At 72.3% G+C, this 23,709-nt stretch carries 19 protein-coding genes; 9 read left to right on the top strand and 10 right to left on the bottom strand.

The features are described 5' to 3' along the window. Positions 1-26 precede the first annotated feature (26 nt). The 4 genes from ACZ4O3_RS11040 (at position 27) to ACZ4O3_RS11025 (ending at position 3,770) form a co-directional block, all read left to right on the top strand. Entirely contained in the window at positions 27-1,520 is a 1,494-nt protein-coding gene (locus tag ACZ4O3_RS11040) for an MFS transporter (RefSeq protein ID WP_467721952.1), read from the top strand. Continuing rightward, positions 1,517-2,197 carry a TetR/AcrR family transcriptional regulator gene (locus ACZ4O3_RS11035; protein ID WP_467721951.1) on the top strand — a complete coding sequence of 227 codons (681 nt, stop codon included), beginning with the start codon at positions 1,517-1,519 and terminating at the stop codon, positions 2,195-2,197. Before ACZ4O3_RS11040 ends, ACZ4O3_RS11035 begins: the two co-directional genes overlap by 4 nt. Positions 2,198-2,231: 34 nt before the next feature. Next, a complete protein-coding gene (locus ACZ4O3_RS11030; protein WP_362727304.1) occupies positions 2,232-3,215 on the top strand; it encodes an aldo/keto reductase in 984 nt (327 codons plus the stop codon). A gap of 69 nt (positions 3,216-3,284) precedes the next feature. Further along, positions 3,285-3,770, top strand: a complete 486-nt coding sequence (locus ACZ4O3_RS11025) for a DUF6328 family protein (protein ID WP_362727301.1) — start codon at positions 3,285-3,287, stop codon at positions 3,768-3,770. Here ACZ4O3_RS11025 and ACZ4O3_RS11020 read toward each other — a convergent pair. From ACZ4O3_RS11020 to ACZ4O3_RS10975, 10 genes are all read right to left on the bottom strand, one after another. Further along, complete coding sequence (locus tag ACZ4O3_RS11020) at positions 3,755-4,423, bottom strand: DUF2238 domain-containing protein (protein WP_467721950.1); 669 nt, start codon at positions 4,421-4,423, stop codon at positions 3,755-3,757. The genes ACZ4O3_RS11025 and ACZ4O3_RS11020 overlap by 16 nt on opposite strands. A gap of 89 nt (positions 4,424-4,512) precedes the next feature. After that, on the bottom strand, positions 4,513-4,938 hold the full coding sequence (locus ACZ4O3_RS11015) for an SsgA family sporulation/cell division regulator (protein ID WP_467721949.1): 426 nt from the start codon (positions 4,936-4,938) through the stop codon (positions 4,513-4,515). Between the two features lie 63 nt (positions 4,939-5,001). Then, positions 5,002-6,078: a hypothetical protein gene (locus ACZ4O3_RS11010; protein ID WP_467721948.1), complete on the bottom strand. Its 1,077-nt coding sequence runs from the start codon at positions 6,076-6,078 to the stop codon at positions 5,002-5,004. 46 nt (positions 6,079-6,124) lie between these two features. Next, positions 6,125-7,741 carry a serine/threonine protein kinase gene (locus tag ACZ4O3_RS11005; protein ID WP_467721947.1) on the bottom strand — a complete coding sequence of 539 codons (1,617 nt, stop codon included), beginning with the start codon at positions 7,739-7,741 and terminating at the stop codon, positions 6,125-6,127. A 200-nt stretch (positions 7,742-7,941) separates the two neighbouring features. Continuing rightward, the gene (locus ACZ4O3_RS11000) at positions 7,942-8,901 is read right to left on the bottom strand and encodes a threonine/serine dehydratase (protein WP_467721946.1); all 960 of its coding nucleotides are present in this window, start codon (positions 8,899-8,901) and stop codon (positions 7,942-7,944) included. An 81-nt stretch (positions 8,902-8,982) separates the two neighbouring features. Beyond that, complete coding sequence (locus tag ACZ4O3_RS10995) at positions 8,983-9,984, bottom strand: polyprenyl synthetase family protein (RefSeq protein WP_467721945.1); 1,002 nt, start codon at positions 9,982-9,984, stop codon at positions 8,983-8,985. After that, a complete protein-coding gene (locus ACZ4O3_RS10990) occupies positions 9,981-11,021 on the bottom strand; it encodes a tetratricopeptide repeat protein (RefSeq protein ID WP_467721944.1) in 1,041 nt (346 codons plus the stop codon). Before ACZ4O3_RS10990 ends, ACZ4O3_RS10995 begins: the two co-directional genes overlap by 4 nt. Positions 11,022-11,199: 178 nt before the next feature. Next, complete coding sequence (locus ACZ4O3_RS10985) at positions 11,200-11,877, bottom strand: AIM24 family protein (RefSeq protein WP_467721943.1); 678 nt, start codon at positions 11,875-11,877, stop codon at positions 11,200-11,202. A gap of 56 nt (positions 11,878-11,933) precedes the next feature. After that, positions 11,934-13,277, bottom strand: coding sequence for a CAP domain-containing protein (locus ACZ4O3_RS10980; RefSeq protein ID WP_467721942.1), 1,344 nt, complete (start codon positions 13,275-13,277; stop codon positions 11,934-11,936). Positions 13,278-13,440: 163 nt separating this feature from the next. Next, the gene (locus ACZ4O3_RS10975) at positions 13,441-14,679 is read right to left on the bottom strand and encodes a serine hydrolase domain-containing protein (RefSeq protein WP_467721941.1); all 1,239 of its coding nucleotides are present in this window, start codon (positions 14,677-14,679) and stop codon (positions 13,441-13,443) included. A gap of 313 nt (positions 14,680-14,992) precedes the next feature. Between ACZ4O3_RS10975 and ACZ4O3_RS10970 the strand changes: the two genes are divergently transcribed. From ACZ4O3_RS10970 to ACZ4O3_RS10950, 5 genes are all read left to right on the top strand, one after another. Further along, entirely contained in the window at positions 14,993-16,768 is a 1,776-nt protein-coding gene (locus ACZ4O3_RS10970; RefSeq protein ID WP_467721940.1) for a M4 family metallopeptidase, read from the top strand. Between the two features lie 216 nt (positions 16,769-16,984). Continuing rightward, entirely contained in the window at positions 16,985-18,175 is a 1,191-nt protein-coding gene (locus ACZ4O3_RS10965; RefSeq protein ID WP_467721939.1) for an ROK family transcriptional regulator, read from the top strand. A 31-nt stretch (positions 18,176-18,206) separates the two neighbouring features. Continuing rightward, positions 18,207-20,015, top strand: coding sequence for an alpha-galactosidase D (locus ACZ4O3_RS10960; protein WP_467721938.1), 1,809 nt, complete (start codon positions 18,207-18,209; stop codon positions 20,013-20,015). A gap of 141 nt (positions 20,016-20,156) precedes the next feature. Next, the gene (locus tag ACZ4O3_RS10955; protein ID WP_467721937.1) at positions 20,157-22,502 is read left to right on the top strand and encodes a glycosyl hydrolase family 95 catalytic domain-containing protein; all 2,346 of its coding nucleotides are present in this window, start codon (positions 20,157-20,159) and stop codon (positions 22,500-22,502) included. Then, on the top strand, positions 22,499-23,698 hold the full coding sequence (locus ACZ4O3_RS10950) for an SGNH/GDSL hydrolase family protein (protein ID WP_384999852.1): 1,200 nt from the start codon (positions 22,499-22,501) through the stop codon (positions 23,696-23,698). The genes ACZ4O3_RS10955 and ACZ4O3_RS10950 overlap by 4 nt, the downstream gene beginning before the upstream one ends. Positions 23,699-23,709: the final 11 nt, after the last annotated feature.

Here is a 23,709-nt window from a genome sequence, read left to right as displayed (position 1 = left end):
TATCTGTGCCGCACGCAGGAGCGCCGATGGACCACCCCGCCCCGACAGCCGGCCCCTCGGGCTCGTCCCTCGCACCGCCCCGGCTGCGGGAGCGGCTGACCATCCCGGTACTGGCCTTCGGCGGGATCCTGATGGCCGTCATGCAGACGGTGGTCGTCCCCCTGCTCCCGGACCTGCCGAGGCTCACCCACTCCTCGGCCGGCGCGGTCTCCTGGATGGTGACCGCGACCCTGCTCGCGGGAGCCGTGCTCACCCCGGTGCTCGGCCGGGCCGGCGACATGTACGGCAAGCGCCGGGTGCTCACCGGGGCCCTCGCGCTGATGACCGTGGGCTCCGTGATGTGCGCCCTGTCGTCCGACATCACGGTGCTCATCGTCGCCCGCGCCCTGCAAGGCGCCGCCGCCTCCGTCGTACCGCTGTCGATCAGCATCCTGCGCGACGAACTGCCGCCCGAGCGGCGGGGATCGGCGGTGGCGCTGATGAGCTCCACCGTCGGCATCGGCGCCGCGCTGGGCCTGCCGCTGGCCGCGCTGGTGGTGCAGTACTACGACTGGCACACCATGTTCTGGCTGACCAGCCTCCTCGGGGCGCTGGGCGTGTCGGCCGTGTGGTGGGCCGTGCGGGAGTCACCGGTGCGCGAACCCGGGCGGTTCGACGTGCTCGGCGCGCTCGGCCTGGCCGTCGCGCTGACCTGCCTGCTGCTCGGCGTCTCCCAGGGCGGCCAGTGGGGCTGGGGCAGCCCGCGGGTGCTCGGACTGTTCGCCGCCGCCGTCCTCGTCCTGGCCCTGTGGTGGTGGCAGCAGCTGCACACCGAGCAGCCCCTGGTCGACCTGCATCTGGTCTCCCGGCCCCGGGTCGGCCTGTCCCATGTCGCCGCGCTGCTCACCGGGTTCGCCTTCTACGCCAACTCCCTGGTCACCGCCCAGCTGGTGCAGGCGCCGAAGGCCACCGGGTACGGCCTGGGCCTGTCCATCGTCGCCACCGGCCTGTGTCTGCTCCCCGGCGGCATCACCATGCTGCTGTTCTCGCCGCTCTCCGCCCGGATCTCGGCCTCGCGCGGCCCGCGCGTCACCCTCGCCCTCGGTGCCGCCGTCATCGCCTGCGGCTACGCGGTGCGCATCGCCGACAGCCGCGACCTCTGGATGATCATCCTGGGCGCCACCGTCGTCGCCACCGGCACCACCCTCGCCTACTCCGCGCTGCCCACGCTGATCCTGCGGGCCGTCCCGGCGGGCCAGACCGCCTCCGCCAACGGCGTGAACGTCCTCATGCGGACCATCGGCCAGGCCACCTCCAGCGCGGCCGTGGCCGCCGTCCTCACCCATCACACCAGCCTCGTCGGCGGTGCCCAGCTGCCCACGCTGCACGGCTATCTGCTGGCGTTCGCGATGGCCGGCGTCATCGCCCTCGCCGCCAGCGCCGCAGCCCTGTCCATACCCGGGGACAAGGCCACGGACGACGCCCTGCGCGCCAAGGCCCGCACCCGGGGCGCCCGGGACGACGCGCTGGAGGGAGCATGAGTGCCGTGAGCACCCGACCCGACGCCGGCGCCGGTTCCGCGCCCGCCCCCGCCCGCCGCGACGCGGAGGCCACCAAGGCCGCCATCCTCAAGGCCGCCCGCCACCTCCTCGCCCGGCGTGCGCACGCCGACATCACGCTCAAGGACGTCGCCGAACGCGCCGGGGTCAGCGCGCCCCTGATCCTCAAGTACTTCGGCAACAAGGACAGCCTGTTCGCCCGCGTGATGTCCTTCGACACCGACGCGGCCGCCCTGCTCGACGCACCCCTGGACGACCTCGGCCGGCACATGGTCCGGCACGTCCTGGAGGGCCAGCGCGACCGGGGCGCCGACCCGCTGCTGCGGATCGTCTTCGCCCCCCTGCACGGCGACCACGGAGACGTGCTGCGCGCCAACTTCCGCGCCCAGGTGGTCGACCGCGTGACCGCCCGGCTCACCGGCCCCGACGCCGGACTGCGCGCCGAACTCGCCGTCGCCCAGCTCATCGGCCTCGGCGTGATGTACGGCATAGCCCGCGGCCCAAGGCTGCGCGACTCCGCGATCGACGACCTCGCCGACCGCTACGGCCCGGCCGTCCAGGCCCAGTTGACGCCCTGGTCAGGGTCCGCGGAGCGGCCGGCGAGGGAGGTCCGTGACCGGCCCGAGACCCGGGTTCCGCCAGGCAGAGCAGACCCCTGACACCGTTGTCGGCGGTGGGTGGCAGACTGGCCGCATGGACGAACGTGTAATCGGCAGGTCGCAGCAGTGGGCATCCGTCGTCGGCCTCGGCACCTGGCAGCTGGGCGCCGACTGGGGCGACGTGGACGACAAGGAGGCCCTGGCCGTTCTGGAGGCCGCGGCCGAGTCGGGGGTGACGTTCTTCGACACCGCCGACGTCTACGGTGACGGGCGCAGCGAGCAGACCATCGCCGCCTTCCTGCGCGGCAGGCCCGATCTGCATGTCATGGTGGCCACCAAGATGGGGCGCCGGGTCGACCAGATCCCGGAGAACTACGTCCTGGACAACTTCCGCGCGTGGAACGACCGGTCCCGCCGCAACCTCGGCGTGGACCGGCTGGACCTGGTCCAGCTGCACTGCCCGCCGACCCCGGTCTACTCCTCGGACGAGGTGTTCGACGCCCTCGACACGATGGTCGAGGAGGAACGCATCGCTTCCTACGGCGTCAGCGTCGAGACCTGCGCGGAGGCGCTCACCGCGATCGCCCGCCCGGGCGTGGCCAGCGTCCAGATCATTCTCAACCCGTTCCGCATGAAGCCGCTGCGCGAGGTGCTGCCGGCCGCCCAGGAGGCCGGCGTCGGCATCATCGCGCGCGTGCCGCTCGCCTCCGGTCTGCTGTCCGGCAAGTACACCAAGGACACCGTCTTCGCGGCCGACGACCACCGCACCTACAACCGGCACGGCGAGGCCTTCGACCAGGGCGAGACCTTCTCCGGCGTCGACTACACGACGGGCGTCGAGGCCGCCGCGGAGTTCGCCGCACTCGCCCCCGAGGGGTACACCCCGGCTCAGCTCGCCCTGCGCTGGATCATCGGGCAGCCGGGTGTGACCACGGTGATCCCGGGCGCCCGCAACGCCGAGCAGGCCCGCGGCAACGCGGCCGCCGCCAAGCTCCCGGAGCTGCCGGCACAGACGGTCACCGCCATCCGCGACCTCTACGACCGCCGGATCAAGGACCAGGTCGAGAGCCGCTGGTAGCCCGGACCGGGTCATTGGGACGACGGGCCCGCCGGTTTGAACGGCGGGCCCGATGGTTACACGCTCCCCATGACCGACCAGGAGCGGCGGCAGGGGCGCGACGAGAGCGAGGAGGAGCGTGCCGACCGGATGTGGGGCGACCTCATCCAGGAGGTGCGCGTCGCCCAGACCGGCGTGCAGATCCTCTTCGGCTTCCTGCTCACGGTGGTGTTCCAGCAGAAGTACACCGACCTCTCCGACGTGGACCGGACGATCTACATCGTGACCGTCGTCCTGGGCGCCGCGGCCACCGGCGCCCTCATCGGCCCGGTCTCCCTGCACCGGCTGGTCGCCGGCCGCAAGGTCAAGCCGCAGGCGGTGCGGCTGGCCTCCGGGCTGACCCAGACCGGGCTGTTCCTGCTGCTGACCACCATGGCCTCCGCGCTGGTGCTGATCCTTCGGGTCGCCACCGGCGGCAGCGATGTGACCTGGGTGGTCGCGGCCGTCGTCGCCTGGTACCTGGTGTGCTGGTACGGCCTGCCGCTGTGGTCCCGGCACCGTCACACCACCCGCTGAGCCGCCTCCAGGGCCCGCAGCTGACGGTCGTGCGCCCGGCTCAGCAGCAGCACCGACACCGTGGCCCCGACCAGTGCGCAGAACATGTCCCACTGGGTGTCCCAGACGTCGCCCTGGGTGGCCAGGAAGGCGTCCGCGCCGTGCCCGCCGATCACGGCGGCCAGCCATTCCAGCAGCTCGAAGAAGGCGCTGAAGGCGAGGCAGGTGCACACCGTCAGCGGGGCCAGCCAGCGGCTGCCGCGCAGCGGTGAGGTACGGCTGAGCAGCTCACGGACCAGGACCGCCGGTACGAAACCCTGCATGAGGTGGCCGAAGCGGTCGTAGGGATTACGGGACAGCTCAAAGGTGTCGCGCACCCAGTCGCCCACCGGCACCTCGGCGTAGGTGTAGTGGCCGCCGACGGCCAGCACCAGCGCGTGCGCGGTGAGGAGCCCGGCCAGCAGTCCCGTCAGCGGGAAGCGCCGCCGGGTCAGCGCCACCAGCGGCAGGCCGACCAGCACCCACACCGTCTCCAGGAACCAGGTCGTACGGTCCCGGGCGCCCCACGCCGACACGGTCATGCCGGCCACCACCACCCCGGCGTACAGGGCGGCCGGAACCCGGCGCGGCACACGGTGCGGGACGGGGCGCGGGACGGGGTGCACTGCGGTCATGGCGGACTCCTCCTCGTGGGAGCACCATCGTGGCCGCGGCGTGCGGGCCCGGGCATGAGTACGCCTACTCAGCCGGGCACCGTGGTTGCTCAGCCGGTGGCGAGGATCTCCGCCAGCAGGTCGTCCACGCGGATCTCCTCCCGCCCGGGCGGGACGGCCATGTACGTGTCGCTCAGGAACGACGCCAGCGCGGGCGCCCAGGCGAACACCACCGCGTGGTGCCGTTCGCCGCCGGGCAGGGGATCGCCGAGGAAGTCCATCCGTACTTCCCTCCAGCGCCCCTGCCGTACCGGACGCAGCCGTACGTCGCCGGCCCCGACCGGCTCTCTCAGACCCTCGTTCAGCATCTGCCGGTCCAGTCGCCATCGGGCGAGCACCCGGCCGTCCAGGGTGAACAGCGCGGTGACGGCGAACGGGTCTTCGGCGTCGTACGACAGATGGGCGAGGACGGGGCAGCGGGTCGTGCCCTCGGCGCGTAGCTGCACCACCAGGGTCCTGTGCACGATGGGGTTCACGCGAGAGACCTCCGAGAACGATCGGCTTGGTGCCCTCTAGTACCCCTCTCACATGAGAATCGCTCAATCGTGAGCGGATTCCGCGGCGGAATCCGCTGTGGAATCCACCGAGGAGGGGCCCTTGCCTCCGCGCAGTGCGGCCAGACAGGAGCCGATGGCCCGCTGCAGTTCCTCCAGGCGCCGCACCATGTCGTCCTCGTAGAAGTCCTGGGCGTCGTCGAAGGTCAGCTCCTCGAACGCCCTGGTCGCCTTCTGCAGACCGCTGTAGAAGCGGGTGCGCTGCTCCTGGACGCGGAGTTCGGGGTCCGTCTCGACCGTCTCGACGACCAGGTTCTTCATGGTGTCGTAGGCCTCGGTCGCCCACTCGCCGGTGTCCTCGTCCTCGTCCAGCTCGTCGAGGAGCGACAGATGGCGCTCGGCCTCCTGCCGCAGTTCGACGGGGGCCTCGACCGTCTGCCCGGCGGGCGTCCTGATCTGTCCGGACTCGGCGATCTGGCGGACGTATCCGATGCGGTCGGCCGAGCGGCTCTCGGAGGCGACGGCCTTCTTCAGGTCGGCGGTGCGCACCACGTCACGGGCCAGCACCGTCTGCAGGTCCGGGTCCTCCTTGATGCGGTCCAGCAGGGCCGAGCGGGCCGCGCGGGCGGTGGAGGGGTCGGCGAGGATCGCGGCCCGCAGAGCGGTCGGGTTCTCGGCCACCTCCAGGGCCTTGGTGGGCCGGATGCCCTCGGCCTCGGCGGCCTGGCTGATCGCGGTGCCGCGCTCGGACGTCGCGCTGTTGCGGGAGACGTAGTAGTCCAGCCAGACGTCGGAGTCCGGCAGTTCGGCCTCCTGGCCCGGGGCGAGAGCCTCGAAGTGCGGGACCACACCGTCGTCGGCGGCCCTGTCCCAGGCCCTGTAGTAACGCATCACGCGCTCCGGGGAACAGCCGGCCAGCTCGGCGAACTCCTTGGCCGACACCTTCGGCGTCTCGTCCGCGCCCTGCCCTCCCGGTCGCACACTGCGGGCCACCATCAGCCCGAACGTCCAGCCTCCGGTGCGCACATAGGCGCCGAACTCCCGGGCGTCCCGCGCCACGAGGTCGGACAGGGGAGCCGGGGACGCGCTGGACGTCCGGGACGGGTCGATCGCTAGGGTCACGGAGGACACTCCTGGAAGCTGCCGGGCTGAAGTACCGACGGGCAGCCTATATCGGCGCAAACGTGGCCAGGAACGTCTTCTGCGCCAGGGTGGTCGCGGCGTCGTTCCAGGTGGCGGCGGGGGCCGTGAACCTCAGCGAGAAGCTGCGGCCGCCGCCCAGCAGGAAGCCCCGGCCGAAGGTGCGCACCCGGTCGGCGCCCGTGCCGGTGAGCCACTGCATGTCCGCCGACTTGTACCCCTGGTAGGCGGTCGCGACGATCCCGCCGATCCGCCGGTAGCCGTCCAGCTGCTCCAGCCCCGGCTCCACGTCGTCCCGCCAGATCGCGACCGGGTCCGGGCCCGCCTGGGTGCTGTAGGTGACCGCCAGCGTCCGCGGGTCGTCACCGCCCGGGCCGAAGGTGACGCGATAGGCGACGTCGTCCCGGGCGGTGTCGAGGCGCTTCCAGCCGGTCGGGAGCGCCACGGAGAAGCCCTCCGGGGCCGTGTAGCGGCGGAACCCGGCGGGCAGGGCGCCGGCCGTGGCCGACGGGGAGGGCGACGGCGCCGTCTTCGAGGGGGAGGGGGGTGCGGAAGCGCGGGCGGAAGGGGAGGGCGACGCGGCGGGGGCGTTGCCGTCCGTGCGGTTGCCCGGGTCCGGGGCCGTCGCGGTGGCGCTCGGCGCCGGGCCGCCCGAGGAGTCCACGCCCGGGAGTCCCTGGGTGGCGGCGAGCACCGCGACCGACACGGTCACCACGGCCAGCGCGGTCCCCCCGATCATCGTGGTCCGGCTCCACCCCGACGCCCGCGCCGCCACATAGGCGCCGCGCAGCCGGGGCACGGGGGCGGGCTCCCCGATCGCGCCGGGGTCGTCGTTCACCACACGTGTCAGAGCCTGGCGGACCACCGGCCGGCTCAGCCGCTCACGGGAGTTCTTGCGCAGCAGCCCCTGGACGACCTGGGTCAGCGGACCTGCCCGCAGCGGTGTGCGCAGCGGCAGCCGGTCCACGCCCTTCAACGTGGCGTCGGACCGGCCGCGGTCCCGGAACGGCGGCCGCCCCTCGACCATCGTGTAGAGGATCGCGCCGAGCGCCCACAGGTCGGCGGCCGGGCCGATCCGCTCGTCCCTGGCCTGCTCCGGCGAGGCGTACGACGGTGCGGTGACCCGGGGGGCCAGTGTCGTGCCCGCCAGGCCGAACCCGGTGATCACCACCGGGCCCTCGTCCCGGACGAAGATCTGGCCGGGGCTGAGTTCGCCGTGCGTGTAGCCCTCGCCGTGCGCGCCGTCCAGCACGTCGAGCACGTCGAGGGTGATCCGGGCGGCCTGCGCGAAGCCGAACGGGGTCTGCCGGACGAGCAGTTCACTGAGCGGTGTGCCGTCGATCAGCTCCGTGACCGTCCACAGCGTGCCCGCTTCCACGAAGGCGTCGATCACCATGGCGACCCGGCCCGGCCGCAGCGCGCCCAGGACCTCGGAGGTCCGCAGGATGCGCGAGGTCGTCCGGCGTACCACGTCGTCGGTGAGGGCGTCGGGGAGCACCGTCTGGGTCACCAGACGTGGACGTTCGGTCTGCACGTCCTCCGCGTACCAGCTGATGCGGTTCGGCTCGCGGTCGGCGACCTCGAGGAGCCGGTACCGGCCGGCGGCCAACTGTTGTGCGGAGACATGCGCCTTGACCATCGTCATCCCTCGCTGGAACCCCTGCCTCGTCTTTGCCCAGTGGTACGCGGGAGCCGCCCGGGTTTGTTCAAAGAATCTGCAACTCGAAGTCCCTTCTTGCCTTTTATTCAATTGGCGTCCCCTACCCGGGACTTGAGGAAAACGGCCGGTGGCCGGTCTGCGACCTGCGGGTAACCGACGGTAGAAGCCCGGCTGCGGTCCGCCGCTCAGCGCAGCCCGAAGCGGTCGCTCCACTCCGCGATCTCGCGATGGGTCACATTGCCCCCGCACACCACCAGGCCGAGCCGGGCGCCGTCACCGACCCGCTCCAGCACCTGCCGGGCGGCGGGCAGCAGACAGCCGGCGGCGGGCTCTGCCCACACCTTGGCGTGCTCGGCCAGGTGCAGACTGCCCCGCACGGCCTCCCGGTCCGGGACCACCAGCACGTCCTCCACCAGCGCCGACACATGGTCGTACGTCAACCGGGACGCCGACGGGGCACTGAGCGTCGTCACGATCGACGACACCGCGACCGGCAGCGGGCCGCCCGCCGCCAGCGCCTCGGACAGGGTCTCGGAACCCTCCGTCTCCACCCCCCACACCCGGACGTGCGGACGCCGGGCGCGCAGCGCCGCCGCCACCCCCGCGATCAGTCCCCCGCCGCCGATGCTGACGAGCACATCGGTGAGCTCGTCAGCGTCCTCGGCGAACTCCAGGCCCACCGTGCCCTGCGCGGCGATCACCACCGGGTCGTCGAAGGGGTGGACCAGGGTCAGCCCCTCGTCCCGCAACCGCGTCACCAGCTCGAACGCCGAGCTCATGCCGTCGGTGAGCCGCACCGACGCCCCCGCCTCCTCCACCAGCCCGATCGACCGGGCGGGCGCCGTGCGGGGCATCACCACGGTCGCCTTCACGTCGAGGGCCGCGGCCATCACCGCGAGGGCGATGCCGTGGTTGCCGCCGCTGACGGCCACCACACCCGCCGCGCGCTCGGCCTCGGTGAGCGACAGCAGTTTCGCCGTGGCCCCGCGCGCCTTGAACGAGCCCGTCCGCTGGAGGAGTTCGAGCTTGACGGTCACCGGGACGCCGAGCAGTTCCGTCAGCCCCGGACTCGGGACGGTGGGCGTGCGTACGACGTGCCCGGCGATGCGCTGTGCCGCGGCTTCGATGTCCGAGATGCCGATCAAGGTGGTTCACCCTTCCGGCGCGGGGGTGGAGACCGCGCCACTCGCACCCTGACCCGAGGACACGGCGCAGGTCAACACGGTTCAGAGGTCCCTGCGCACCAGGAAGTCCAGCAGGCCGCGCAACTCGGCCGACGCGGGCGACGGCCCGGCGAGCAGCGCCTCGGCCCGGGCGGTGTGCCGGCGGGCCTCGGCGAGCGCGGCGGCGCGCCCGCCCGCCTCCTCGATCAACACGGCCGCCTCCGCGGCGCGGGCCGGCGTGTCGAGAAGTGGGGCGAGCCGGGTTCCGGCGGGCGATCCGAGCGCGGCGAGCACCGGATACGTCTTCTTCCGCTCCCGCAGATCGCCGTGCACGGGCTTGCCGGTGACGGCCGGGTCGCCCCAGATGCCCAGGACGTCGTCGACCAGTTGGAACGCCACGCCGAGATGGCGTCCGGCCATGTCGAGCGCGGCCACCGTGGCGTCGGGCGCGCCGCCGAGCGCGGCGCCCAGCGCGAGGGCGCACCCCAGCAGCGCGCCTGTCTTCCGCTCGGCCACCGTCCGGTACTCCCGCACGGACACGTCGGTCCAGGGCCGCGCCGCGAACAGCAGGTCGTCCGCCTGCCCGTGGACCAGGTCCGTCAGGGCGGCCGACAGCAGCCGCAGGGGCCCGGGGCCGCCGGGAGCGCCGGCCAGGGTCTCGACGGCGAGGGCGAAGAGGGCGTCACCGGCCAGTACGGCCGCTCCGGTGCCGTACGCCTGCCAGACGGCCGGGCGGCCGCGCCGGGTGGCGTCGCCGTCCATGATGTCGTCGTGCACCAGCGAGAAGGCGTGCACCAGTTCCACCGCGACGGCCGCCGGAACCCCGCGCTCGGCGGGTGCGCCGGCCGCCTCCGCGCCGAGCACCGCCAGCGCCTGCCGGACGCCCTTGCCGGAGGGGGCGGCGGCGGGGGAGCCGCCTGCCTCGCACCAGCCGAACGCGTACCCCGCCATCTCGCCGACCCAGGGGTGCAGCCGTCCCACCGCCGTCGCCAGTGCCGGCCGCACCAGATCCCGGCAGCGGACGAGGACCTGCGGGGGAGCGGTGACGGGCGCGAGCACGGTCATCGGACGGCCTCCGTCGCGACGCCGAACTCGGCCTGGGCCCTGGTCACCATCTCCCGGGCGTGCCGCAGACCGGCCCGCTCCAGCACGTCCGCGAGGTCGGCGAGTTCGGCCGCCGTCTCGGCGCGGTCACGGCCCAGCCGGGCCAGCGACTTGGCCAGGCCGAGCCGCGACAGCGCCTCCCCCCGCGGCTCGCTCATCGCGCGGAACTCCGTGAGCGCGAGCTCGTACATCGTCCGCGCCTCGGCGTAACGCCCGGCCCGGTAGTAGACGTTGCCGCGCATCTTGTGGTTGTAGGCCAGCGCGCTGGACAGGTTCATGGTCCGGCAGGACCGCTCCGCCTCGGACAGCAGAGTGAGGGCCCGCTCGCTGTCGCCGTCCCGCACCGACACGATGTCCGCGAGCCCGCGCAGCGCCCAGGCGTGCCCGCGCCGGTCCTCCGCCCGCGCCGCTATCCCCGCCGCCTCCTCGAAGAGCTCGTAGGCCCGGTCGTAGGAGCCGGTGTTGCGATGCATCTGCGCGATGCCCTCCAGCGCCCACACGGTGTGCCGGGCCTCACCGCGCCGCCGGGCCTCGGCGAGCAGTTGCTCGTGCAGCCGGCCCACGGCCGCGTAGTCGCCCTGGATACGGCCGGTCTCGGCGAGCCCGGCCAGCGAGTAGCCGCGTACGACGACGTCCCCGCCCCGCTCGCCGAGGCCTGCCGCCAGCCCCAGCAGCCGCCGGGCCAAGGGGAACGCGCCGCGCTGCCGGGCCAGGGTGCCGCCGCTCCACAGCGCCCACGCCATCGCGGCCGTGTCCCCGGCCGCCCGCGCGGCACGGTAGCTCGCCTTCCAGGCCCGGTCGGCGTCCTCCACCTGGCCGAGGCGCCGATGTGCCTCGGCGACGGCCAGTCCGCAGCGCGCCTCCTCGTCGAGACGGCCGGACCGCTCGGCCTCCCGCAGCCGTTCGACGCCCTCGGTCAGCACGTCGACCAGGGAGGAGTTCACGGACAGGGAGGTCAGCGCGCCCTGGTACTCCGGGGCGAATGCCTTGCCGTACATGCGTGCCTCTCTCGCATGGCACATATACACCCTGTGTATACGTGACATGTATACATGCTGTGTATAGTGCGCCCGAAATGTGCCCTGACCGCAGGGGCCAGGGCTTCACTGTTGTGAATCAAGACGTCGGTACGGCCGTCGGGGTTGCCTGCGTGGCGTGGATCACCGCGCGAGGGTGTCAGTGCTGCTGGGCCTTCTGCGGGGTCACCTCGCTCGGGCGCACCACGACGTGTCCCTGGCCCTGGAGCATCAGCTGGACCGCTTCACCCGAGCCGCCGCGCAGCATCGACCCGATGGACTGCGAACGGTGCAGCGAGGTCTGGAGCTGGGCCGTCCAGCCCACCACCGCGTCCGTGTCGACGTACACCGGTGCCTGCGGCGACACCGGTATGACCAGCGGATCGCCGTCGCAGATCAGCCCCAGCCTGCCGTGTCCGGTGAACACGCTGTTGAACAGGCCGCCGCCGGCGATGCCGGACCCCTTCACGGTCTTGATCTCGTACGCCAGCGAGGCGTCGAAACACAGGACGTTGCGGCCGTTGACCGTGAACTGGTCGCCGGGCTCGACCTCGACGATGAAGCAGTTCTGTGCCTCGTGCGCGAACCAGGCCTCGCCCTGGCCCTGTACGGACATCAGGGGCAGCCCCTCGCCGGTGACCGCGCGCTTGAGCATGCCGCCCACGCCCTGGCCCTTGCGCTCGAACCGCAGATTGCCGCGGTGCGCGATCATCGCGCCCTGGCGCGCGAGCATCTCGCCGTTCACGGCGTACCGGACGCACTTGGCGTTCTCGATCGTCATGCCCGGCTCGCCGGCCGGCTCCACCACGTGCTGACTGGAAAAGAGATCACCCTTCATGCCGGGCATGGTGTCCCGGACGGACCCGTTCCGCCAAGATCACGGACCGTATCGGTTCAGGCACCGAAGAGTTGGGTCCAGTACGTGCCCGCCCGGCCGCCGCCCGCGAAGCCGGTCCCGATGTGGGTGAAGTCCGGTCCGAGGATGTTGGCCCGGTGGCCGGGGCTGTTCATCCAGCCGTCCACCACCTCGGCTGCCGAGCGCTGACCGCAGGCGATGTTCTCGCCGATGGTGCGCCGCCGGGAACCCGCGGCGGCGGCCCGGTCCCAGGGCTGGGTGCCCTCGGGGGAGGTGTGCGAGTAGAAGTCCCGGGCCGCCATGTCCGCGCTGTACGCCTGCGCGGCCGTGGCCAGGTGCGGGTCCACGGTGAGCGGCCGCAGCCCGGCCCGGGCACGCTCGCGGTTGGTGAGGTCGGCCACCTCGGTACGGGTGCGGGTCAGTTCGGCCGGGGTGAGGGGCCGGGCCCACAGTGCGGTCCAGTAGGTGTCCCCGTCCCGCGGGCCCCGGACGTGCGCCAGGCCGGCATGGGTGAAGGCCGGGTCGAGCAGGGTGCGCCGGGCACCCTCGGTGCGCAGGCAGTGGTCGAGGAACTCGGCCGGGGTGCGCGGGCCGGAGACGAGATGCTCGCCGACCGTGACGTACGCGAATCCGGTGCGGCCGATCCGCTGGTGGAGCGAGACGCCGTCGGGGCTCTCGGTGACCAGGCGGCCGGCGTCGGCCATCGCGGTGGCATGGGCGAGGGCGGCGGAGGTGAGCCGGGCGTCCGGGGCGACGGGCGGCCGGCCGGCCCGGCCGCGCGCGGAGTTGACCAGGCCCAGCAGACCGTCCGGGTCCGCGGGGGCGGCCGCCGAGGGCCGGGGCGGTGCGGCCGCGGTGCGCTGGGCGGGGATCGTGGGGCGGGGCGCCGGGGCCGGCGGCCCGTCCTCGACGACGTCGACCCCGAAGTCCCGGGCCAGGCCGGCCAGTCCGTCGGCGTACCCCTGTCCGACCGCGCGCAGCTTCCAGCCGGTGCCCCGGCGGTATATCTCGGCGAGCAGCAGCAAGGTCTCCGTCTGCGGGCGCGGCGGGGCGAACCTGGCCAGCGTCCGGCCGAGGCGGTCGGTGACGTGCAGCGTGGAGGCGGGCAGCCGGCCGAGCGGGGTGCCCGGCTCGGCGCCGGTGACCGTGAGGGTCACGCGCTGCGCGCCGGTCCGCAGCCTGGCCGGCTCGACGGTCAGCGTGTCGCCGCGCAGCCGGACACCGGGCGCGTCCGGCTGGTTGTAGAAGACGAAGTCGGTGTCGCCGCCGACCTTGCCGCCCTCCCCGGTGATCAGTGCCGAGACGTCGAAGGGACCGGGCACCCGCAGCGTCAGCGCGCCGTCCGGAAGAGGCAGATTGCCCCCGGGGACCAGCTCGCTCATCGCGCCGCCTCCGTGAGGTCAGGGGCCGAACGCCGCGCCCGGTGGGGAAGTCGCCGGTAGAACGTCCGGCCCGGGCACGAGGTTCCCCTACCGGGCCGAGGCGCCGCACGGGTGGCCGGCGCCTCGTGGCCGGTGCTGCCGGGCTGTCCGACGGGGGCCGCCGCTACTGCTCCCGGGGTGCGGACGGTGCGATGTCCTCCCGCTCCGGCGGTGTCGCGGCGCTCCGCGTCCCCTTCGCCGGTGCCGCCTGCTTGCCGCAGAACGCCGGCTCCAGCGAGTCCGCCAGCGTGTTGAGCACGGCCGAGTTGTTGGAGGCGTTGGCCAGCGCGGTCAGGCTGCGCTTGCCGTCCTTGGTGGTGAACGCGTACGTGTAGTAGCCCTGCACGGCGCCTGTGTGGCCGTACACCGAGATCCCGCAGGACAGATCGCGGCGGCGCAGCCCCAGACCGTAGGAGGTGGTGGAGTTGACCCTGGTGAAGCGCTCCATGTCCGCTAGGCGCGCGGCCGACATGAGTCTGCCCCGGACCAGCGCCGAGTAGAAGGTGTCGAGGTCCCGGGCGGTGGAGATGATGGCGCCCGCGCTCTGCGCCCAGGACGCCGTCTGGTCCGTCGCGTCGACCGGTTGCGCGCCCGCCCTGTCCGCGGTGAGATAGCCGCTGGCGTGCTGCCCGGGGATCTTCGTGCCGGGGTGGACGTAGAAGGTGTCACGCAGTCCCAGCGGCTCGAAGACGCGGTTCTCGTACTCGGTCCGCACGCTGTGCCCGGTGAGCTTCTCGATCAGCATCCCGGCGACCACGAAGTTGGTGTTGGAGTACGAGTAGGCGGCGCCCGGCGCGTTGGTGCGCGGCTTCTGCAGGGAGAGGTTCACCAACTGGCGGTAGGTGAAGACCTTGTTCCGGACCGTCTCGAAGCCCGACACGCTGTCGGCGAACATGTCGTTGGTGTAGTCGTACAGCCCGCTGCGGTGGCCGAGCACGTGCCGCACCGTGACGCGGTCGTCGGGCAGCAGCCCGGGCAGGTAGCGGTTGACCGGTGCGTCCAGGGAGAGCCTGCCCTCGTCGGCCAGTTGCAGGAGGACGACCGCCGAGAACGTCTTGGTGACACTGCCGACGCGGAACCGGTCGCCGGTCATGATGGCACGCCGGGTGGTCCGGTCGGCGACGCCCCGTGTCGTCTTGTAGACCTTCGCGCCGTCGTCGATGCGCGCCATCGCGCCGGGTGCCCCCTTGGCCACCACCGAGTTCAGCACCGCGGCCATGCCGGCGGTGTCCGGCGCCGGCATGGCGGCGGCCGGCCGTGGCTCCGCTCCCGCCTTCCTGGGCGCCGCCTGGGCCGGTACCGCGAGCAGTGACAGCGCCACCGCTCCGAGCACCGCGCTTCTGCTCACCTTTGCCGAGACCATCAGGACCCTGCTCCTCTCTGTCTGCCTCCGATGCGAGATGGGTCACATTCGGTTCGGGGAACCCTCTCGCATCCCGTCACCTCTCCACAGTCGACGCACAGTTGGTCACCCTGCGATCACCACGCGGTGCGCCTTCGCACAATATTGCCCGGAAGCGCAAGAAAAGCGGTGAATTGCGCTTTACATGGACATGACTCGTCCGGAAGGGTTGCGGCCGGGGCCCGACCAGCCCCTTTGGCGCCTCGACGGCGCCGTGCCGCAAGGCGGTCGGTGAGCGATCCCGGCCGCCTTCGAACGTAAGGAACCCTGATCAGTGCCTAGCGCGCACATACGCAGCGTGGCGGTCGCCGTCGCCGTGACGACGGCCGCCACGGGCCTGACCGGTACGGCTTTCGCCGGTCCCGCCACGGGGGTGGAGCAGCAGGCCGCGGCCGCCGCCACGACGGCCCGAGTGGTGGTGACCGCGGCGCGGACCGCGGCCTTCGCCCACGCCTCGGCGACCGGTGTCGGCGCGGGCGACGAACTCCAGCCGCAGGACGTGATGATCGACCCCGAGGGGGCACGTCATGTCCGTTTCGTCCGCACCCACCGGGGGATGCCGGTACTCGGCGGCGATCTCGTCGTCCATCTTTCCCGTCTGCTGGCCTACACCGGCGTCACCCGGGCGGCCGACCACGCCGTCCCGCCCGCCGCCACCGAGGCGAAGCTGACGGGGCGCCAGGCCGAGGAGAAGGCCGCCTCCGCGGCCGACGGCCACGCGGGTACCGCCGCACTCGTGGTGGACGCCCGCGGCGCTGTCTCCGCCCTCGCCTACCAGGTGACGGTCGACGGTGCGGACGGCTCCCGGACGGTCGTCGTCGACGCCACGACCGGCGCCGTACGGAGCAACACGCCGGACAACGACGAGTTCCTCTCGCCCAGGGTGCTGGAGGCACTGCGCCGGCGCGGCGAGAGCCTCGACCCGGTCACCGGCATCGCCGCCCAGGCCCTCACCGGGGCGTCCGCCTCCGCCGCCGCCCGCTACCCGGCGACCGCGCACGGCTTCGGCAGGTCGCTCTTCGTCGGCAAGGTACCGCTCACCACCACGCAGACCGCCCGCAAGAGCTTCCTGCTCAAGGACCCCACCCGGTACGGCACCGAGACCCGGGACGCCAAGGGCAAGGAGACCGAGAGCTTCGCCCAGGGCACCAGGTTCACCAGTACCACCGACAACTGGGGCAACGGCGCCACCAGCAGCCGGGGCAGCGCCGCCGCCGACGCCCAGTACGGCATCACCAAGACCCTGGACTTCTACAAGAAGACCTTCGGCCGCAAGGGCATAGCGAACAACTCCAAGCCCGCCCGCGCCATGGTCCACTGGGGACGGAAGGTCGGCAACGCCTTCTGGGACTCGGACTGCGGCTGCATGCTGTACGGCGACGGCGACGGGCAGGAGATCAAGAAGCCGCTGGTCGTCCTCGACGTCACCGGCCACGAGCTGACCCACGGCGTGGTGGACGCGACCGCGAAGCTCGAACCGACCCGTGTCGACGACGACGGCAACCAGTACGGCGAGCCGGGCGCCCTCAACGAGTCGCTGGCCGACATCTTCGGCTCGAACGTGGAGTTCTCCGCGAACAGCCCGAAGAACCCGCCGAACTACCTGCTCGGCGAGAAGCTCGGCCTGGCGCAGAAGTTCCTGCGCCGTCTCGACCACCCCTCGCTCGACCGCCTCGAAGGCGCGGTCGACTACTGGTCGCCCGAGGTGGCGGACGCCGAGGTGCACGCGGGCTCCGGTGTCTCCTCGCACGCGTACTACCTGCTCGCCGAGGGCAGCGGCCGCAAGAAGGTCGGCGCCACCACCTACGACTCGCCGACCTACGACGGTTCCACGGTCAAGGGCATGGGCCGCGCCAAGGCCACGGCGATCTTCTACCGTGCCCTGACCCGGTACATGGTCTCCTCGACCGACTTCCACGACGCGCGGACCGCGACGCTGAAGGCCGCCAGGGACCTCTACGGCGCGAGCGGCGTCGAGTACCGCACGGTCGACCAGGCCTGGGCCGCGGTCAATGTCACCGAGGCCGACACGCCGGCCGCCCGCCACTGACGGGCACGCCGCACCGCTGATCCGGGTGCCCTGTCGGGGGGCCGGGCACCCGGATCGGTCCCCCCGGCGCGAACGGGTCGCAGCCGCCGGTGGAACAGGGGGCAACGCCCCCACGTCACCCGCCATTTGAAGGCCACGGCAGCCTCGCAGTCAACCTTCGGGTGATTCCTGTTTCTTTTATTGACAGCGGAAAATAAGCCACCTAAGTTCCCGGCCATGCGCTCCACCTCCCGTACCGAGACGTTCCCGGCCCACACGCCGGCCGCCTCGCAGATCTTCACCACGGTCCTGTCCCACGGCCCCCTCACCCGGCTGGAGGCGGCCCGCCGGGCCGGCCTGTCGGCGGCGGCCGTGACCAAGGCCGTCCGGCCGCTGCTGGCGGCCGGGTATCTCGCGGAGGACGCCGACGGCGAGGCCCGGCCGGCCCTCGGCCGCCCCGCCAACCTGGTGCGGGTCGACGGTGGACGGGCGCTGTTCATCGGGGTCAAGGTGACCGGCGACGAGGTCATCGCCGTCCTCACCGACCTGTGCTGCCGGATCCGGCTGGGCCGCCGGCTGCCGGTCACCGACCGCGCCGCCAAGGCCGTCCTGACCTCCATCGCCGAACTGACCCACGAACTGCGCACCGAGGCGGAGGACTTCGGCGCCCCCGTCCTCGGCCTCGGCATCGCCGTCTCCGGCGACGTGGACCGCGCCGAAGGGACCGTGCGCTACTCGCCCTTCCTCGACTGGCGGGACGTGCCCCTGGCCGAAATCGCCGCCATGACCACCGGGTTGCCGGTCGTCGTCGACAACGACGTCCGTGCCCTGACCGTCGCCGAGCAGTGGTTCGGGGCCGGCGTCGGGCTCTCCGACTTCGCCGTGGTCACCGTCGGTGCCGGCATCGGCTGCGGTCTGGTGATCCACGGCCTGCTGGTCGCGGGCGCGCACGGGGTGGCGGGGGAGATCGGGCATGTCGCCATCGACCCGGCCGGGCCCCTGTGCCACTGCGGCAACCGCGGCTGTGTGGAGGCGATCGCCGGGGACGCCGCGATCGTCGCCCGCATGCGCGAGGTGACCGGCCGTCAGGTGGCCGACTCCGCCGAAGCGGTGGCCCTCGCCCACGAAGGCGTGCCCGGAGCGCGGGAGGTGTACGCGAACGCCGGCGAGGCCATCGGCCGGGGCATCGCCACCGTGGCCAACCTCTTCGGCCCCGAACGCGTGATCATCTCCGGTGAGGGACTCGCCGCCTACGACCTCTTCGCCGAGCAGATCCTCGACTCGTTCACCGCGGCCGCCTTCGGCTCCGCCGCGCAGTGCGACGTACAGACCCGCCCGCTCCCCTTCGAGGAGTGGGCGCGCGGGGCCGCGGCCACCGCGATCCAGTCCTTCATCACCTCTTCTCCCACCCCAACGGGCAAGGGCTGAGCCGCCCGAGACCCCGAACCCAGGAGGGCCCATGCGGTCACCTTCGTACTCCGTCCTGCCCGCACGCGGACTGAGAACAGTCCTGGTGCTGGCACTCACCGCCGCCTTCGCGGCCGCCGTGCCGGCCGCCCAGGCCCGGACTCCCGACGGGGCCACCGCCCCGATCGCCGCCAAGCCCTACATGGGCTGGTCCAGCTGGAGCATGCAGTCGTCCAAGTACCCCGGTCTGAACGACAAGGGCGACTACAGCTACCTCACCGAGGCCAACGTCCTCAAGCAGACGGACGCCCTGGCGGGCAAGCTCAAGAAGTACGGCTACGACTACGTCAACATCGACGCCGGCTGGTGGATGGACTGGAACTGGAAGCAGGGGTACGACCAGTACGGCCGCCAGAAGGCCGACTCCGCCCGCTTCCCGAGCGGGATGAAGGCCGTCGCCGACCACATCCACGCCAAGGGCCTCAAGGCCGGCATCTACCTCCCGGCCGGCCTGGAGAAGGGCGCCTACGGCGACGGCAAGACGCCGATCTGGAACGCCGAGGGCTGCACCACCGCCGACATCGTCTACGACGACCTGCGCACCACCAACGGCTGGGACAGCTCGTACAAGATCGACTTCGACAAGCCGTGCGCGCAGAAGTACATAGACTCCCAGGCCCAGTTGATCGCCGGCTGGGGCTATGACTTCCTCAAGCTCGACGGCGTCGGCCCCGGCTCCGGCAAGAGCGGCGACCAGTACGACAACGTCGCCGACGTGGCCGCCTGGCACCAGGCGATCGCCGCCACCGGCCGCCCGATCCACCTGGAGGCCTCCTGGTCCCTGGACTTCGGGCACGCCGCCGACTGGCAGAAGTACACCAACGGCTGGCGCATCGACACCGACGTCGAGTGCTACTGCAACACCCTGGTCAGCTGGGAGAACTCGGTCGACGACCGCTGGGACGACACCCCGGCCTGGACCGGCAAGGCGGGCCCCGGCGGCTGGAACGACCTGGACTCCCTCGACGTCGGCAACGGCGCGATGGACGGCCTCACCAAGGCCGAACGGCAGAGCTACGCCACCCTCTGGGCCATCGCCAAGTCCCCCCTGTTCACCGGCGACGACCTCACCAAGCTCGACGACTACGGCGTCTCCCTGCTGACCAACCGCGACGTCATCGCGATCGACCAGAGCGACAACCCGCCGGCCCGGCCCGTCACCCCGTCCGACCCGCAGCAGGTGTGGGCCGCGAAGAACGCCGACGGCACCTACACGGTGGCCCTGTTCAACCTCGCGGACTCGCCCTCGGCCGTCACCGCCGACTGGACCGCGCTGGGCTTCAGCGGCAAGGCCTCGGTGCGGGACGTGTGGAACAGCGAGAACCTCGGTTCCTACACGAACAAGATCACCCAGGCGCTGCCCGCGCACGGCTCGCGGCTGTTCACCGTGACGCCGAAGGGCGGTGCGCTGGCGTCCACCGGGTACGAGGCCGAGGCGAGCGGGAACACGCTGAGCGGCAACGCGTCGGTGGCCGGTTGCGGCGCGTGCTCCGGACAGAAGAAGGTCGGAAACCTGTACCAGGGCGGCAAGCTGACCTTCAACAACGTGGTGGTCGACAAGGCCGGCACGTACCTGGTGAAGGTGGCCTATGTCAGCGGTGACTCCCGGCCGGCCACGATCGCGGCCAACTCCGGGGGCGGTACGAGTCACAAGTTCCCGTCCACCGGTGACTGGGGAACCGTTTCCACGGTGAGCGTCCCGGTGACCCTGAAGGCCGGTGCCAACACGATCAGCTTCGACAGCGGGTCGGGGTACGCGCCGGACGTCGACCGGATCGACGTTCCCAAGTCGCCCCGGTAGTCACCTCGGCACGTGCGTCGTTCGGGAACTGCGGACCGGTGGGGGCCGGTCGCGCAGTTCCTCCCCCAGCCTTCGGGGGCGCCGGGGTACCCCCGGCGCCCCCGAAGGGGCACTCCCTCACGGACGTCGGATTGGAACCCCATGGACAACCACCCCAGCAGACGAAGCTTCCTCGCCCTGGCCGCCGCCACCGGGGCCCTCGCCGCGCTTCCCTCCTTCACCGCCTCCGCCGCCCCGGTCCGGTCCTCGGAGCCGCTCACCGCTCCTCGCCACCGGCTCTGGTGGCAGGCGCCCGCCGGTGACGGGTCGATGATCGAGCAGGGCCTGCCCGTCGGCAACGGCCGGCTCGGTGCCCTCGCGAGCAACGACTCCGGTCGTGAACTCCTCCTGATCACCGACGCCACCCTGTGGACCGGCGGCCTCAACGACACCCTGGACTCGGACGGCCAGTTCCCCTACGGCCGCGCCGACTTCGGTTCGCTCACCCTGCTCGCCAGGCTCACCGTGGAGATCCCCGACCACGACCTGGGCGCCGTCTCCGGTTACCGCCGCGACCTCGACCTCGACAACGGCGTGGTCTCGGCGTCGTACGTCCGCTCCGGGGTCACCTACCGGAGGCAGATCTTCGCCAGCCGCCCCGACGACGTGATCGTGCTGCACTTCAGCCAGGAGGGCGGCGGCCGGTACACCGGCACCATCACACTCGAAGGCACCCACGACGAGACCGGCGGCACGGCCGAGTCGTTCGCCGGCTCCTTCGCCAACGGGCTGGAGTACGGGGCCGCCGTCAACGCGTACGGCAGCGGTGGCAGCGTCCGCGTGAGCGGCGCGCACGTCACCTTCACCGACTGCCGGGAGCTGACGGTCGTACTCAGCGGTGGTACGAACTACGCGCCGGACGCCGCCGCCGGCTTCCGCGACCCGTCCCTCGACCCGCGGGCGCTCGCCCGCACCAAGGTCAAGGCGGCCGCCCGGCACTCTGCGGACTCGCTGCTGCGCACCCACGCCGCCGACCACCGCGCGCTGTTCGGGCAGTTCGACCTGTCGCTCGGCACCTCGACGGCCGACCAGCGCGAACTCGACACCTGGGAGCGCATCCAGGCCCGCGCCGACACCGGCGACCCCGACCCGGAACTGGAGGCTGCCTACGCCCAGTTCGGCCGCTATCTGATGATCGCCGGGTCGCGCGACAGCCTGCCGATGGGCCTGCAGGGCCTCTGGCTGGACGGCAACGACCCGGACTGGATGGGCGACTACCACACCGACATCAACATCCAGATGAACTACTGGATGTCCGACCGGCTGGGCCTGTCGCAGTGCTTCGACGCCTACACCGACTACTGCGTCGACCAGCTCCCGGCCTGGACCGACCTGACCCGGCGGCTCTTCCAGGACTCCCGCAACCGCTACCGCAACTCCAGCGGCAAGGTGGCCGGCTGGACCGTCGCCATCTCCACCAACCCCTTCGGCGGAGGCGGCTGGTGGTGGCACCCGGCGGGCAACGCCTGGCTCTGCCAGAGCCTGTGGGAGCACTACGAGTTCACCCGGTCCCGCGCCCACCTGGAGAAGATCTACCCTCTCCTCAAGGGCGCCTGCGAGTTCTGGGAGGCGCGGCTGCTGACCACCACCCTGGACGACGGGAGGGACGTGCTGATCGCCGACAGCGACTGGTCGCCGGAGCAGGGACCGCTGGACGCCAAGGGCATCACCTACGCCCAGGAACAGGTGTGGACGCTGTTCGGGAACTTCCGGACTGCGGCCGCCGAGCTGAAGAGGGATGCTGGATACGCGGGCACCATCGGCGAGCTCCGCGACCGCCTCTACCTGCCGGTGGTGAGCCCCAAGACCGGCTGGCTGGAGGAGTGGATGTCTCCGGACAACCTCGGCGAGACCACCCACCGCCACCTCTCGCCGCTGATCAACCTCTTCCCCGGCGACCGGATCCGCCCCGACGGCTCCACGCCCGCCGACATCGTCAAGGGCGCCACCGCCCTGCTCACCGCACGTGGCATGGACAGCTTCGGCTGGGCCAACGCCTGGCGCTCGCTGTGCTGGGCGCGGCTGAAGGACGCCGACAAGGCCTACCAGCTCGTCGTCAGGAACCTCCGCCCGTCCAGCAACGGCAGCAACGGCACCTCACCCAACCTCTTCGACATCTACGAGGTCGAGCAGGGCCGGGGCATCTTCCAGATCGAGGCCAACTTCGGTACCCCGGCCGCGATCGCGGAGATGTTGCTGTACTCCCGCCCCGGTCATCTGGAGCTCCTGCCCGCCCTGCCCGCCGCCTGGGCCGCCTCCGGCAAGATCACCGGAGCGGGCGCGCGCGGAGGCTTCGTCGTGGACCTGAGCTGGCGCGACGGCCGGCCCACCGAGGCCCGGATCCGCAGCGTCGGCGGCCGTACGACGACCGTGGCGTACGGCGGCAAGACACGGACGATCACGCTGAAGCCCGGCGGGTCCGTCACCCTGAAGGACTTCGCGCGGTGACCGGCCGGATCGGGCGGCTCCTCGGCCTCGCCGCCGTCCTGCTCGCGACGGTCGCCTGCCAGACCGGGCCGGCCCAGGCGGCCGCGGCACGGCACGACGTCGTCACCTGGGGAGCCAGCGCCGACCAGCTGGGACAGGGCGCCGCCGACCGCGGCTACCGGCTGGTCGTGCACACCAGCGCCGCCGGCAGCGGTCTGCGGGTCCGCCTGTCCAACGCCTTCGGCGACCGGCCGCTGACCCTGGACAGCGTCTACGCCGGCCGGCAGCGCCAGGGCGCCGCCCTCGAACCGGGCAGCAACAGGCGGCTCACCTTCGACGGCGCCCGCACGGTCACCGTGCCGGCGGGCGCAACCGCCTGGAGCGACCCGCTGCCCGGCAGCCTGCCCGCCGGCAGCAACCTGGTCGTGAGCCTGCACAGCCCGGACGCGGCCGGTCCCGCCACCGGCCACGGCATGGCCATGCAGACCTCCTACGTCACCCAGGGCGACCACACGGCCGAGGAGAGCGGCGCCAACTGGACCGGGACCACCGGCTCCTGGTGGTACCTGGACTCGGTCTCCGTACGGCCGGCGAACCCGGCCACCGGGGCCGTCGTGGCGCTCGGCGACTCCATCACCGACGGCTGGGCGTCCACCAGCGACCTCAACCGCCGCTGGCCCGACTACCTCGCCCGCCGCCTCCAGAAGGCGGACACCGGGGTCGAGGGCGTGGCCGACGAAGGGATCTCCGGGAACCAGGTGCTCGCCGACGGCGCCGGGCAGGCGGCCCTGCACCGCCTGGACCGCGACGTCCTCAGCCAGCCCGGCGTCCGTACCGTCTTCCTCTTCGAGGGGGTCAACGACATCAAGGCCCACACCGGGGTCACCGCGGCCGGCCTGATCGCCGGGTACCGCGAGATCGTCCGGCGGGCGCACGCGGCCGGCAAGTGCGTGGTCGCCTCGACCGTCGGCCCGTTCGAGGGCTGGCCGGAGTGGGACACCGCGGGCGAGGCCGTACGCCAGGAGGTCAACCGGTTCATCCGCACCAGCGGGGAGTTCGACGCGACCGCCGACTTCGACCGGATCCTGCGCAGCCCCTACGACCAGGCGCGGATGCTGCCGTTCCTGGACGGCGGCGACCACATCCACCCCAACGACAAGGGAATGCAGGCCATGGCCGACTCCGTCGACCTGGCGAGTCTCGCCTGCACGCGCTGACCCACACGGCG

The sequence above is a fragment of the Streptomyces sp. NPDC026515 genome (assembly GCF_055567595.1).
Note: the sequence above shows the minus strand (reverse complement) of the source record. Positions and strands in the feature narration are given on the sequence as shown.

Bases quoted from the DNA above. Each gene is read 5' to 3' on its own strand.
- ACZ4O3_RS10965 (WP_467721939.1), top strand. From the start codon at position 16,985: ATGCGCTCCACCTCCCGTACCGAGACGTTCCCGGCCCACACGCCGGCC.
- ACZ4O3_RS10985 (WP_467721943.1), bottom strand. From the start codon at position 11,877: ATGAAGGGTGATCTCTTTTCCAGTCAGCACGTGGTGGAGCCGGCCGGC.
- ACZ4O3_RS11040 (WP_467721952.1), top strand. From the start codon at position 27: ATGGACCACCCCGCCCCGACAGCCGGCCCCTCGGGCTCGTCCCTCGCA.
- ACZ4O3_RS11020 (WP_467721950.1), bottom strand. From the start codon at position 4,423: ATGACCGCAGTGCACCCCGTCCCGCGCCCCGTCCCGCACCGTGTGCCG.
- ACZ4O3_RS11025 (WP_362727301.1), top strand. From the start codon at position 3,285: ATGACCGACCAGGAGCGGCGGCAGGGGCGCGACGAGAGCGAGGAGGAG.
- ACZ4O3_RS10990 (WP_467721944.1), bottom strand. From the start codon at position 11,021: ATGTACGGCAAGGCATTCGCCCCGGAGTACCAGGGCGCGCTGACCTCC.
- ACZ4O3_RS11030 (WP_362727304.1), top strand. From the start codon at position 2,232: ATGGACGAACGTGTAATCGGCAGGTCGCAGCAGTGGGCATCCGTCGTC.
- ACZ4O3_RS10960 (WP_467721938.1), top strand. From the start codon at position 18,207: ATGCGGTCACCTTCGTACTCCGTCCTGCCCGCACGCGGACTGAGAACA.
- ACZ4O3_RS10995 (WP_467721945.1), bottom strand. From the start codon at position 9,984: ATGACCGTGCTCGCGCCCGTCACCGCTCCCCCGCAGGTCCTCGTCCGC.
- ACZ4O3_RS10975 (WP_467721941.1), bottom strand. From the start codon at position 14,679: ATGGTCTCGGCAAAGGTGAGCAGAAGCGCGGTGCTCGGAGCGGTGGCG.
- ACZ4O3_RS10955 (WP_467721937.1), top strand. From the start codon at position 20,157: ATGGACAACCACCCCAGCAGACGAAGCTTCCTCGCCCTGGCCGCCGCC.
- ACZ4O3_RS10980 (WP_467721942.1), bottom strand. From the start codon at position 13,277: ATGAGCGAGCTGGTCCCCGGGGGCAATCTGCCTCTTCCGGACGGCGCG.
- ACZ4O3_RS11035 (WP_467721951.1), top strand. From the start codon at position 1,517: ATGAGTGCCGTGAGCACCCGACCCGACGCCGGCGCCGGTTCCGCGCCC.
- ACZ4O3_RS11005 (WP_467721947.1), bottom strand. From the start codon at position 7,741: ATGACGATGGTCAAGGCGCATGTCTCCGCACAACAGTTGGCCGCCGGC.